The organism is Pseudomonas sp. R28(2017) (genome assembly GCF_002112505.1).
In the GTDB taxonomy this organism is placed as follows: Bacteria; Pseudomonadota; Gammaproteobacteria; order Pseudomonadales; family Pseudomonadaceae; genus Aquipseudomonas.
Genome location: NZ_NEHW01000024.1, coordinates 16779 through 28101, shown reverse-complemented (window position 1 = coordinate 28101; position 11323 = coordinate 16779). Strand labels below are relative to the sequence as shown.

Below are 11323 nucleotides of genomic sequence, written 5' to 3'. Positions count from 1 at the left end.
AAGGCGGCATCCGAAGTTGATAGTTTATAAATCAACGCGTTATGCAGGCTTTCAAGCTCCGCTTTATTGTTTTCCGATCAGCCCCGTTGACAACATCAAAGGACGTCGAAGAAGACATGAAAGAGAACTTGGCGGCTGTGGCGCGAAAAGTGGTCTCGCCTTCCCTGCGCTACGAGATTCGGACTGTTTCAAGCAAGTTACGCGAGCTGCTGGCCCGTAACTGCTTCTGGCGCTGGGAAATCTCGCGTTTCCGGCTGCAACAGGCCAGCCCCTATGAAATCCTCTACATCGGCAGGAAGCAGCAGCGTGAAATGGCCAAGCTGCTGATTGGCGGCAAGGGCCAACAGCCAGCGGCTGAAGCGGCCGAAGAGGCTGCGCCGGCATCGACCCGGCATGTGGTGGTGGTGAGCGAGATGCCCACCTCGGGCGCGTTGACGGTGCCCCACTACCTGAGCGCCGTGGTGCCCCTGGGCCGTTCGCTCGACGACATCACCGCCCGCTATGACAGCGAACTGCGCCGCAGCATTCGCAAGAACCGCCCGCTCTACCAGATGCGCCAGACACTGGCTGATGACGAGATCGCCATGGCCGATCAACAGCTGCTGCGGCCGTATGCTACTGCCCGGCAAGGTATCCATGCGGCGCAGTTTCCCACCGACGAGGTGTTTCGCCTGGCCAAGGGGGTGGGGCGCCTCGATCTGATCACCTGTGGCGATGAGGTGATCGGCTGCCACCTGGGCTGCGAGATCACACGCGATGGCAAACGTTATTGGAGCACCCTGCGTTTCGGCTACTGCGAAGCGGTGTTCTCGGACCCGAAAAGGCTGCGCGAGGTCAATTCGATCACCACGTTCATGGCCCTGGAGTGGGCCTTGGCCAATGGTTATGACTATTACGATATCGGCCTTTGCCTGGCCCGCCCGGACGATGGCCTGCTGAAGTGGAAACGCCGGCGCGGCGGTGACATCGATGCCTTGGGCAACCATGCCTACCTGTTCATCCGCTTGCCGCGCACGGGTACAGCGCAGTTCCTCTGGGACACGCCGTTGTTTGCCATCGAGGGCAACAAGTTGACGCTTCACCTGGGGCTGCCGGAAGGGCCGAGTGACGATGAAGTCGCCAGCCGTTATCACGAGATGGTGTTCGGCGGCCTGCACAAGATCTACCTCTATGGCGCCAGCAGCAGCGGCGAGTCCTTCCTGCAGACCCTGCGCAGCCGTTATGCCACGGTGCAGTCCCCGCCCATGATGGAACGGGTCGTCGTTTCCAGCTGAACCGTCTTCAAGGCAAGCCTGGAGTGCGTGCCTTGCATCAGGCCAGACCTGTCACATCGGGAGGGGCGCTTCATGGGTAGCGGCATTTCGAACTTCAGTGGCTCTTCGGCTGCCACCCAGAACACCTGGACCTTGGCGGCCTACCGGCACATCGCGAGAAAGCGGCTGGCGCGCAAGGCAGACATCGACATCAAGCGCATCGCAGAGAAGACCTGGGATATCGCCCCCGGCGAGACCACGGTGTCGCCGCCAGCGTTCTACCTGCCCAACCAGTTGGAGCGGGTGACGGGCTGGGAAGCCAAGCGCTTTTATCCCTATGTGCATCCGGCCCGTACCATGGAAGGCGGGATCAGCGTCGAGCAAGGCCCTACCCGCGGCTACCTGCTCAAGGATGTGTGGCTGGTCGACGGCGCCTTGTACAAAGGCAGTGCAAGCCATTGGTTGTCATTGAAGCCGAGCCGCTTCCCAGGCGTTGCGGTGGACCATGAAATCGACCGTGGCGCCATCTATTGCACCCAGAATGGCAATACCTGGTTCGGTACCTGGCTGATGGAAGACTGCCCGACCTACGCCCTGGCCTGCGAAGAGGGCGTGCCGGTGACCACGGCGCCGTCGGCCCGCTACCCGCTGTTCAGTCAAGGGCCGGCGTATGAACGTTGGCTGGGCATGCAGCCATTGCGCACGCGAGGTGCGTTCTTCCATGAGCTGGTGCTGTTCGATGACCTCAGCAACAACCGCAGCCGGTACGCACGCTACCGCGCCATGGGTGACAAGTTGCTGTCGCATGTCGACCCGGCGCCGCACCCGGGGGTGTTCATCCTGCGTGGCAGCGAGGGTGACTTGCGCCTGATGCGCAATGAACTGGAAGTTGCCGCGCACCTGCAGAAAACCCGCGGCTTTCGCATCATCGACCCGATGAAATCCGATGTGCCAACCATCGTCGCCGCCTGCGCGGGGGCCAGGACAGTGATTGGCGTGGAAGGCAGCCAGCTGGTGCATGGCGTCAATGTATTGCAGCCCGGCGGTTCGATACTGGCGCTGCAGCCGCCGAACCGGTTCGTGAGCTATTACAAATACCTGACGGATCGCGATCACCAACACTTCGGGTTTGTGGTCGGAAAGCCGCAAGGCGAAGGCTTCACCATCGATACCGATGAAGTGGAGCGAACCCTGGATCTGTTCCCTTATTGATGGCCGATTGTGTCGGCAGTCGACTGCCAGGCTGCACGCCGCCCTGCAGCCCTGGCAGCGCGCCGAACCCAGCAAATTCTGCTGACGGCATTTTGACGAGAGCGGCCGTGGTCCATTGAGATTTATTATGGTGTCGGATCATTGACGTAATGTCATTGTGCCCATAAGCTCAAATCAACAGCGATCCAGTCTTCCGCCAAATCAATAACAACTTTCCTCTTTGCAGGAGGCGTCTATGCGCTCGACTCTGCTCATCAAGTCTTTCTTCTTGTTGGTATTGTTGACTGGTGCAGCGCGAGCGGCTGACTCTTACTTGACTGAAAACACCATTGTTCCACTGTCCACGGCGGGGTGGTTGTTTGCGTCTGCGGTGATCGGTTTTATCGCGGTGGCCAACAGAAAGAAGATCTAAGTTGTTGCGGTTTTATCGCGATGCCAATGCGTTGACGCTAAAAGAGTGGACGTTCGCGTTTTTCGGGTTGGCCGATGCTTGTCAATTTTACAGCTGTTGCTATATTCCAGTAGCCAGTGCCCACGGTGGCAACAGCGGTACCAAAGGCAGGCAGGGCGGCATCGCGGTAGAGGGCCTCCAGGATGGGTGAGGCCGTCGCAGCCAGCAGGCTGCGAAGCGGAGCGAGAGGTTCGTCGTTGTACTCATTCAGTGCTCTTAACCTGGGCCGACTGGCCGGAGGGATCCCTCATGGTACGTTTGCTGATGTCCGTGCTCTGCGCCCTGGTGGCCTGGTCTGGTACCGCCGCCGCCGACACTTCCTCTTCTGCCTACCTGTTAAGCCCCGGTGACAAAGTCATGATCTCGGTCTGGCAGGAAGATACCCTGCGTCAGGAAACCGTGGTCCTTCCCGATGGCAGCATCACCTTCCCGCTGGCGGGTCGGGTGGATGTCGCAGGCCTCGAAGCCACCGCCGTGGCGAAAAAGATCGAGACCGCGCTGAAACCTTACCTGGCCCAGCCGAATGTCAGCGTGGTGGTCACCAGCACCGCTGGCAATCTGGTGTATGTTCAAGGCAAAGTGATCAAGCCCGGCCCGGTACCGATGGCAGGCCCTACGGCGGTGCTTCAGGCCCTGAGCATGTCGGGTGGAATGGACAAATTCGCCGACGAAAGTGCCATCAAGGTCATTCGCGGCCAAAAGGTCATGCCGGTGCGTTACAAGGATCTGGTTTCTGGGCGTGACATGTCCACCAACTTCCAACTTCAGGCTGGCGATACGCTGGTCGTACCCTGACTCTCCTAATAATTAAGAACGACTTGTGCCTATCAATAAAACGACGAGTGTTGTAACGGCAATCATGATGATGCCGTTCTCCGGGATGGTTGATGCCGCCAGCTGGCAGTCTTCAGTCGAAGTTCCAACGACTGTCGAGTACGACAGCAACCCATTGCTCCTGAAGTCCAAGGAGAAAGGTGTGACGCGTACCATCATTGCACCTGATTACACCCTGGTAGGTCAGTTCGATCGCGACCAGTTGCGCATGGGCGTGGGCATGCATGTGCTGCGCTCATCCGACCGCTCGGTGATGGATGACCGTGAAGACCCCAACCTCAGCCTGGGCTGGCAGCGCGAAACCGAAAGCGGGGGCTTTGGCCTGCTGGCGCAATACGATGAGAGCTCGACGCTTTCCGGCGCGGTGCAGGACACCGGTGTGGTGACCACCACCGACGGCACCCAGAAGATGTCCCGGCTCACGGGCAACTGGAGCAGTGCGGTGACCGAGCGCAGCACCCTGGCCAACGAACTTCGCTATTCCCATGCCAGTTACGACATCAGCACGCTGACCGGTTACGACGAGTACGCCAACGATTTCACCTGGACCTACGCCTGGAGCGAGCGCACCGACATCATCACCGGTTTCGAAGCCCGGCGTTACGAGCCCGATGACACCACTGCGGCAGTCGCCACCAACAGCTATGTCCCGAGCATTGGCGTCAAGTATCAGTTCTCCGACAGCCTGGTCGGCGCCATGCATGTCGGTGTCAACCAGACCGACGGTTCCGGTACCCAGCGCCGTGGTGAAGGCGGCGCATCGCTGACCTACCGCGGTTCGCGCACCGAGGCCAGCTTCAGTGCCGACCGCACCACGATGTCCAACGCCCAGGGCGGCGCCGCCGAGATGGACATGGTGCGTGGCAGCTGGAGCTACCTGCTCACTGAAACCACCCGGGTGGGTGCAGATGCCTGGTGGCAGGACAGCAAAGGGCAGAACCCCAACACCCTGCAGACTTACAGCGTGTGGGCCAGCCGGGCGTTTTCGCCGGCCTGGGACTTGCGTCTTTCGTTGCTGTACAAGCAGCGCCAACAGGATGGCCTGCCCGATGCCGACGCTACCATCGCTGGCTTGACGCTGACGTATAGATACCCCGACATCTGATTATCGGATTGGTGGCCACTATGAAATCTGAGTACGAGCTTTCCATCAAAGATTACATCGCCATCATCAAGGACCGTGCCTTGCTGCTGGGGATCGTCATAGTGGTCGTGCTGGCGGCGACCGTCGGCGTGGCAATCAGCGTGCCGCCGATCTATCAGTCGACCGGGACCATTCTGGTGGAGTCGCAGCAGATCTCCCCGGACCTGGTCTCGGCCGGCAACAACAGCTTTGCCGACGAGCGCATCGAGGTTATCCGCCAGCGGGTGATGACCCGCGAGAACCTGCTGCGGATCATTGACAAGTACGGCCTGTTCGCCGACCGCGGCAGCCGCTTCAGCGAAACCGACAAGATCGAGCAGATGCGCAGTGCGATCGTGGTGGCCACACTCAGCACTTACGTCAAGGGGCGCGGTGAGGCCACCGTGGCCTTCACCGTTTCCTACGAAGACAAACGCGCGGACGTGGCCAAGGAAGTGGCTGACGAGCTGGTGTCGCTGTTCCTCAACGAGAACATGAAGCAGCGCACCGAGCGCGCCACCGAAACCACCGAATTCCTCACCCAGGAAGCCAACAAGCTCGGCGCCGAGCTGGCCGACCTGGAAAACCAGCTGGCCGACTTCAAGCAGACCCATTCCAATGCCTTGCCCGAGAACCAGCAGCTGCGCATGAGCATGTTGTCGCGCTCGGAGCTGGAGTTCCGCGAGGTGGACCGCGACTACAAGTCGGCCCAGGAAGAACTGCGCTATCTGGAACTGGAGCTGGCAGCCGCCAACTCCGGCGCTACGACCCAGGCCGCCAACGGCAAGGCCGTGGCCCCTGATCCGCAAGACCTGCCGGGCCTTAAGGCGGAGTATGCGCGGCTGTTGACCAAGTACACCGAAGCGCACCCGGATGTGGTGGCGATCAAGCGCAAGATCGACGTGCTCAAGGCTTCCGGCGACCAGGGCATCGCCGCCGCCGGGGGCATGAACCTGGATGCCGCCAGGGTGCGCACCAAGATGGCTGCCGCGCAGTCGCGCATCGCATCGCTGGCCGAGCAGAAGCGCCAGCTGACCACCAAGATGGAAGGTTATGAGGCCGATATCCTCGAAGCGCCGCAAGTCGAACGCGGCCTGGTGACGCTGATGCGCGATCATGACAACGCGCGCAAGAAGTACGAAGAAATCCGCAACAAGGAAATGGGCGCGAAGATCACCGAAAGCCTCGAGCAGGAAAACAAGGCCGAGCGCTTCGTATTGCTGGAGCCGCCGCTGATGCCGGAAAAACCGGTCAAGCCCAACCGCAAGAAAATCGTCGCCCTCGGCCTGGTCCTGGCCCCGGCCGCTGGCGGTGGCCTGGTGATGTTGCTGGAGATGCTCAATCAGCGCGTGCGCGGTGTCGGTGCCCTGGAAAGCGTGTTGGGTCGGCGTGTGCTGGTAGCCGTGCCGTACATCTCGACCAACGCGGAAAAGGCCAGGCGCAAAAAGCTGCTTTCGATGATGATCGGTGCCGGTTTGCTGCTGGTAGCTATCCTGTTGGTGGTCGTCCACATGTTCTACATGCCTTTGGACCTCCTGCTTTTCAAAGCTATGGCTCGGTTTGAATAGGGAGCGCAGCGATGGACAGAGTTACGCCGGCTATTGGTAAGAACATTCACCAGGTTTCGCCTGCCACGTCCGAAACGGCGCAGGTTCCTTCGGTGATGGAAAAGCCCGGGGAACTTGGGCAATTCGATTACGTACAGACCAAGGTGGTGCCGCTGAGTGCGGAACACCTGGAGCGTAACCGGATCGTTTCCTTCAACAAGAACTCGAACATGAGCGGGGCGATCGACCTGTTGCGCACCCAGGTGCTGCAGGCCATGGAGGACAATGGCTGGCGCACGCTGGCGATCACCTCGCCAACGCCCGAAGCGGGCAAGACGGTGCTGGCCGTCAACCTGGCCATGAGCATCGCCCACCACACCAACAAGACCGCCTTGCTGGTGGACTTCGACCTGCGCCGCCCGCGGGTCGGCCGCACCCTCGGCTTGCCGATGGAGAAGGCACTGAACGATGTGCTCAACGGCAAGGCCTGGCTCGAAGAGGCGCTGGTCAACCCGACACTGCCACGCTTTGTCGTGCTGCCGACGCGCGAGCCGGTACCGATGTCCACCGAGGTACTGTCATCGCCCAAGGTGAACACCCTGATTGGTGAGCTGCGCGACCGCTATGACTCGCGGATCTGCATATTCGACCTGCCGCCACTGCTCAGTTCGGATGACGCGATCACCGTGCTGCCGAAGTTCGACTGCGTGCTGCTGGTGGTGGCCAATGGCATGAACAGCAAGAAGGATATCGAGGATTGCCTGTATCACCTGGCGTCTTCGAATTTGGTAGGGGCGGTGTTGAACAAGGCGGATGAGCAACCGCGGACGTATTACTGACGACCTCGCCTGAGCCGAAAGGCTTGTCAGCGTTATGCGCGCCTGCAGCCCGCGTCGAAGTTGCCGCTACTTCGACGCGTTCATTTTCGCCTCTAATTTCTGGAAGGCTTTCGAGCTTCGGCCATCGATGAGCTCTATGTAAAAAGTGGCGAATGCATGCTCCAGCTCGTGATAGCCGCCCAAAGGCGTTTCGGTAAAGTACCGATGGCCAGGGATGTCTCGAGGTTCCATGGGTGACGTGATCTGATGATTGGCTGCTTGCTCGATCAGCCCGCTCAAGGCCTGGAGCAATAAGGCTGCAGCCGGTTCATCGTACTCATGCTGCTCCAGCAGGCTGCGTAGCTTGATGGCCGCAAGTTTTAGTGCATCGAGGTTCATGCAGGTTTCCGGGGGTGGGCGAAAGTTTCTTTCCTTAACAGTAAAATTACTTCCAGGGATACTTCAACTCCCACTCCCACGCATGGCGCACGATCTGATCCAGTGCGGTGAGCGCCGGCTGCCAGCCCAGCACTGACCTGGCTTTTTCAGCATCCGCCACCAGCCGGGGTGGGTCGCCAGCCCGACGTGGCGCTTTAATGACAGTGATCTGCCGCCCGGTAACCGCCCGTGCAGTCTCGATCACTTCCTGCACCGAAAACCCTAATCCGTTGCCCAGGTTGAATGCAGTGGTCGCCCCCCCGGCCAGCAGGTAATCCACGGCCAGCGCGTGCGCCGAAGCCAGGTCGGCGACGTGGATATAGTCACGCATGCAGGTGCCATCCGGAGTGTCGTAGTCATGGCCGAACACCGTCACGGTCTCGCGCCTCTCAGAGGCCGCCTGCAGGATCAGCGGGATCAGGTGGGTTTCGGGCTCATGGCATTCACCCAGCTCGCCCTCCGGGTCAGCACCGGCCGCGTTGAAGTAACGCAAGCTCACCGAACGCAATCCATACGCCCGGTCGAAGTCTTCGAGCATCTGTTCCACCATCCACTTGGTGCGCCCGTAAGGGTTGATCGGCACCTTGGGATGCTGCTCGTCGATGGGAACATACTGAGGGTCGCCGTATACGGCGGCACTGGAGGAGAAGATCAGCCGCTTGATGCCTGCCCGTACCATCGCCTCGAGCAGGCTCAGGGTCGCGCAGACGTTGTTCAGGTAATACTTGTCGGGGTCGGCCACCGACTCGCCGACCTGGATGAACGAGGCGAAATGGAACACCGCATCGAAGTGATAGTCGCTGAACAGGGCATCCAGCGCGTGGCCGTCGGCGATGTCCAGGCATACCCATTCGATGCCGGGTGCCGGCGCCTCAAGGTCCGCCACCACCACCTCATGGCCGGCACGCAGCAGGTGCTTGACCATGTGTGAGCCGATATAACCTGCACCACCGACAACCAAGTACTTCATCCAATCCTCCTGGAACAGACGCAGCGTCGAATGCCTGGAATACAGGGCTTCAATGACTGTAGATGGCGATATGCCCTATTTCAAGAACAGCCAATTGGCCATGTGCTGGCCGTCGAAGGTGATCAGGTAACGCCCATTTTTGTAGCTCGCAGGCAGGGTGTTTTCTTTGCCATCGGCGCTGCGGCTGTAGAGCTTCAGGCCTGCCGGCGCCTTGATGCTCAGGCTGCCTTGCAGGGGTTCGACATGGAACGGCGTTACGTCGTCGGGCCTGGGTACTGCGCGGCTGCCCAGCGAAATCAGCAGGCTGCGCGACTGGTTGAGCGGCTTGGCGTCCAGGCTCTGCACCACGACGCTGGCATAGCCGGTTTTCAGCTGAACCTGAATGTCACCCACGCTGAGCGACTGGCCGCCCAGCCATCCGGTCGCCGCCTGCGTCATGGCCGTGTTGATGGTGTAGAGGCCCTGCTGCCAGTTGTGCCGCAGCTCGCCCGTGTCGGTTACCGCTTCGCTGGCGTTGGCATCGATCAGCGACTGCCCAGGGTCGTTCAGCACCTGTGCGTCGGCGGGTATCACGCCGGCCTGCAGCCACGGCAGCTCTGGGGTTTGTGGCATGGCGATCTGCAACCGGCCTTTCTCCATGGCGGTGCGCAGCATCACCGAATTGGCCGGTGAGATCTCCTGGTTGAACAGGGTCGCTGCGGTAGGGGCGAACACGTAGCGGGTCGTGGCCTGGTGCACGTCCTGGCGCCGGTAGAGCAGGGCGGCCGCGGGGAGGGTAGCGATCAGCCCCGGGTCATTGTAGGCATTCCAGTTGTCGGCCCGGCGCCACGGTTCGAAGAATGCCTGCTGGCTGTAGGCGTATTGCATGATCGCGTCCCAACCCTGGTGGCTGCCAGTGCCGGCCACGTACAGCGGCAGCGAGTGGCGGTCGGGCAGGGGAAAGGGCTCGGCGTTCCACTCGGTGACGGTCATCGGCTTGCCCAGCACCTGGGCCGCACCCAGCCAGTTGATCATGCCATCGCTGCTCAGCGGGTTCTTCTCCAGCTGGCCGAGCCCGCCGTAGCTGTGGGCGTCGACCACGTCGCCGGTGGTCAGGGCCGGTAGCGAGGACAGGCCATTGAGGCCCCAGGTGCTGGTGGTGGCGATCGGCACCTTGACCCCGAGCTTGCGCAGGTAGCTGATCATGTCGGTGTAGAAACGCTGCTCCAGGTCGTTGAGGAACAGCTTCGAAGGGCCGTGTTCCCAGGCGCGCCAGGTCTTGTCCGCCGGCAAGTCGTGGCGCTGGGCGAAGGCCTTGGCCTGGTCCATGTAGAGCCGGCTGTGTTTGGGCACATCCTTGTCGGGCAGCAGTGCATTGCCGAAGTGGTGGGTGACGTCGTTTTCGTTGGTGATCAGCACGGCGGCAATCGCCGGGTCGTCCTTGTAGGCGAGCCCGGTGTAACTGTTCACGTGGGTCAGGTATTGCTCGGCAAAGCGCTTCAGCGCCTGCTGCAGGGTGACGTTGACGAACAGGTAGCCCTTGAGGCCGGCGACACCATGGTCTTTGGGCAGCTCGTCGAAACCGTAGATGTTGTCGGCGGCCGTGACGGGCCGCGACACATGCAGGTCGAGCCACACGTAGATGCCTTCGTCCTTGAGGCTCTTGATCCACAGGTCGATCTTCTTCAGCGACTCGGCGCTGAGCGTTTGGGTGTCCTTGATCTTCTGCAGGTCACCGAAAATGTTGGGCGTTACCCAAGGGGAGTCGTGGTGGTGCAGACGCACGAGGTTGAAGCCCAGGGCCGACAGGCGCTTGGCCTGTGCTGTGATTTCCTCGTCGGGCGTACGGAACAGCGAATAGGCCGACAGGTTGGTCCCCCAGAAACGCACCGGTGTGCCGTCGGCGAATACCAGCTGCTCGCCATCGGCCTTGACGAAACCGCGCTTGCCGGCCGGCTTTTCCGCGGCGTTTAGGAACGACAGGTCGACCGGAGCGGTGCGCCAGTCTAGCTGGTCATCCGGCCATGTCGTCGGGTCGCTCATGCCAAAGCGTTCGGTGCTGGTCTGGTCGATGCTGATATCCCCGGTCACGCTCAGCTGCGCCTTGATCTGCTGTTGCCCAGGCTTGATCGGGTCGGTGTAGAAGAAGGTGCGTATCTGGTCGGTGTTGCCCCGCTCGAAATAGACCTTGGCCAGTGGCGGCTCGAAGCGCATTTCGACATGCGGCCCTTGGGGGTTCTTGCCCCACGCCCAGCCGCGATTGTCGGGTAACAGCACCGGGTCGCCCATTTCCCCGGCAATCAGCGTGGGGTCGAAGCGCCAGACGATGCCGCCGCCCATCACGCCACTCTGCCGGCTGTGTGCCTGCAGGTCGAAGTCCCAGGTGAGGGTTTGCGCCTGGGGTTTCTGGATGTCGGCCTTGAGGTCGAAGTCCAGGTCCTTGTTGCTGCCGGTCAGTGTGTAGCGGTAGGGCCCTTCGACCTTGAGGGTTGGATAGAACCCGGTCCAGCCCCAGTTGGCGCCCCAGAAGTCGAAGCTGGGTACGAAGGCCGGGCCGCCCCCTCGGGTCAGCGTGGGCAAGCCGTTCTGTTCGTCGACACGAACGACCCACTCCGCTGCCCAACTGCTCACGGGCAATGCCAGCAGGCCGACCAGAAGCGATGTGCGGGTCCATGTACACAGGGCAAGACTGGGCATC

General features: G+C 61.1%; 10 protein-coding genes. 7 read left to right on the top strand and 3 right to left on the bottom strand.

Annotated elements, in window-relative coordinates; all coding sequences use genetic code 11:
- Positions 1-116 precede the first annotated feature (116 nt).
- From CAF78_RS26560 to CAF78_RS26530, 7 genes are all read left to right on the top strand, one after another.
- Positions 117-1274, top strand: a complete 1158-nt coding sequence (locus CAF78_RS26560) for a hypothetical protein (RefSeq protein ID WP_085679798.1) — start codon at positions 117-119, stop codon at positions 1272-1274.
- A 72-nt stretch (positions 1275-1346) separates the two neighbouring features.
- Positions 1347-2465, top strand: coding sequence for a glycosyltransferase 61 family protein (locus CAF78_RS26555; protein WP_085679800.1), 1119 nt, complete (start codon positions 1347-1349; stop codon positions 2463-2465).
- Between the two features lie 235 nt (positions 2466-2700).
- On the top strand, positions 2701-2877 hold the full coding sequence (gene eppA, locus CAF78_RS28610; protein WP_177408576.1) for an EPS-associated small membrane protein EppA: 177 nt from the start codon (positions 2701-2703) through the stop codon (positions 2875-2877).
- 288 nt (positions 2878-3165) lie between these two features.
- Complete coding sequence (locus tag CAF78_RS26545) at positions 3166-3711, top strand: polysaccharide biosynthesis/export family protein (RefSeq protein ID WP_085679806.1); 546 nt, start codon at positions 3166-3168, stop codon at positions 3709-3711.
- A 25-nt stretch (positions 3712-3736) separates the two neighbouring features.
- Positions 3737-4855, top strand: coding sequence for a hypothetical protein (locus tag CAF78_RS26540; protein WP_177408575.1), 1119 nt, complete (start codon positions 3737-3739; stop codon positions 4853-4855).
- A gap of 20 nt (positions 4856-4875) precedes the next feature.
- A complete protein-coding gene (locus CAF78_RS26535; RefSeq protein WP_085679810.1) occupies positions 4876-6441 on the top strand; it encodes a Wzz/FepE/Etk N-terminal domain-containing protein in 1566 nt (521 codons plus the stop codon).
- 11 nt (positions 6442-6452) lie between these two features.
- Positions 6453-7259, top strand: coding sequence for a CpsD/CapB family tyrosine-protein kinase (locus tag CAF78_RS26530; RefSeq protein WP_085679813.1), 807 nt, complete (start codon positions 6453-6455; stop codon positions 7257-7259).
- Positions 7260-7325: 66 nt separating this feature from the next.
- Here the strand turns inward: CAF78_RS26530 and CAF78_RS26525 are convergent, their stop codons facing one another.
- The 3 genes from CAF78_RS26525 to CAF78_RS26515 all read right to left on the bottom strand — a co-directional run bounded on the left by CAF78_RS26525 (position 7326) and on the right by CAF78_RS26515 (position 11322).
- Positions 7326-7637 (bottom strand): hypothetical protein, encoded by a 312-nt coding sequence (locus CAF78_RS26525; RefSeq protein ID WP_085679815.1) that lies wholly within the window; start codon positions 7635-7637, stop codon positions 7326-7328.
- Positions 7638-7683: 46 nt separating this feature from the next.
- Complete coding sequence (gene galE, locus CAF78_RS26520) at positions 7684-8646, bottom strand: UDP-glucose 4-epimerase GalE (protein ID WP_085679818.1); 963 nt, start codon at positions 8644-8646, stop codon at positions 7684-7686.
- A gap of 75 nt (positions 8647-8721) precedes the next feature.
- Positions 8722-11322 carry a cellulase family glycosylhydrolase gene (locus CAF78_RS26515; RefSeq protein WP_085679821.1) on the bottom strand — a complete coding sequence of 867 codons (2601 nt, stop codon included), beginning with the start codon at positions 11320-11322 and terminating at the stop codon, positions 8722-8724.
- Position 11323 lies beyond the last annotated feature (1 nt).

What these genes read in the sequence shown, in the direction of transcription:
- CAF78_RS26530 (WP_085679813.1), top strand. Translation starts at nt 6,453, where the DNA reads ATGGACAGAGTTACGCCGGCTATTGGTAAGAACATTCACCAGGTTTCG.
- CAF78_RS26515 (WP_085679821.1), bottom strand. Translation starts at nt 11,322, where the DNA reads ATGCCCAGTCTTGCCCTGTGTACATGGACCCGCACATCGCTTCTGGTC.
- galE (WP_085679818.1), bottom strand. Translation starts at nt 8,646, where the DNA reads ATGAAGTACTTGGTTGTCGGTGGTGCAGGTTATATCGGCTCACACATG.
- CAF78_RS26535 (WP_085679810.1), top strand. Translation starts at nt 4,876, where the DNA reads ATGAAATCTGAGTACGAGCTTTCCATCAAAGATTACATCGCCATCATC.
- eppA (WP_177408576.1), top strand. Translation starts at nt 2,701, where the DNA reads ATGCGCTCGACTCTGCTCATCAAGTCTTTCTTCTTGTTGGTATTGTTG.
- CAF78_RS26545 (WP_085679806.1), top strand. Translation starts at nt 3,166, where the DNA reads ATGGTACGTTTGCTGATGTCCGTGCTCTGCGCCCTGGTGGCCTGGTCT.
- CAF78_RS26555 (WP_085679800.1), top strand. Translation starts at nt 1,347, where the DNA reads ATGGGTAGCGGCATTTCGAACTTCAGTGGCTCTTCGGCTGCCACCCAG.
- CAF78_RS26560 (WP_085679798.1), top strand. Translation starts at nt 117, where the DNA reads ATGAAAGAGAACTTGGCGGCTGTGGCGCGAAAAGTGGTCTCGCCTTCC.
- CAF78_RS26525 (WP_085679815.1), bottom strand. Translation starts at nt 7,637, where the DNA reads ATGAACCTCGATGCACTAAAACTTGCGGCCATCAAGCTACGCAGCCTG.